The following is a 709-nucleotide window of genomic DNA, read 5'->3' on the forward strand; positions in this document are numbered from 1 at the left end:
ACAACATCGACCTGAAGGCGGCGCACGCCAGGGGTGTCACCGTGACCAACACGCCGGGCGTCATGGACAACGCGGTGGCCGATCTGGCCATGGGCCTCGTGATCGGCGCCGCGCGGCGCCTCCACCAGGCCGATGCCTTCGTGCGCTCGGGCCAGTGGACTCTTGACAGCATGACCGGGTTCGGCATGGGCCTGGACGTGTCCGGCAAGACACTGGGCGTGGTGGGCTTTGGCCGCATCGGTCAGGCCCTGGCCAAACGGGCCCGCGGGTTTGATATGCCGGTGCTGTACTGGGCCCGCAATCGCGTGGACGCCGGCACGGAGATGGCACTGAACGCGCAGATGCGCACCCTGCCTGCGCTGCTGGAACAAGCGGACTTCGTGGTGCTGCTCGTGCCCTATGGCGCCGCCACCCACCATTTGATCGGCGCGGCACAGCTGGCGCAAATGAAGCCCGGCGCCGTGCTGGTGAACATCGCGCGCGGCGGCATTGTGGACGATGCCGCCCTGGCGAACGCATTGAAAACCGGGCACCTTGCCGGCGCTGCCCTGGATTGCGTGGAGAACGAGCCCAGGCTGCATCCCGAACTGATGGGCCTGCCCAACGTCTTGCTGACACCCCATATCGGGAGCGCAACCGCCGGCACTCGGCAGGCGATGGTTGCTCTGGCCTTGCGCAATCTGCTTGCCGTCCTGGACGGTCAGACCCC

At 67.4% G+C, this 709-nt stretch carries 1 protein-coding gene; it reads left to right on the forward strand.

The window, feature by feature from the left end:
- Positions 1 to 41: 41 nt before the first annotated feature.
- Positions 42 to 709 (forward strand): NAD(P)-dependent oxidoreductase (locus tag QZH66_RS17640; protein WP_305807122.1); only part of this gene is annotated, 668 nt, incomplete at its 3' end.

It is taken from the genome of Stenotrophomonas sp. YIM B06876 (assembly GCF_030711595.1).
GTDB lineage: Bacteria > Pseudomonadota > Gammaproteobacteria > Xanthomonadales > Xanthomonadaceae > Stenotrophomonas.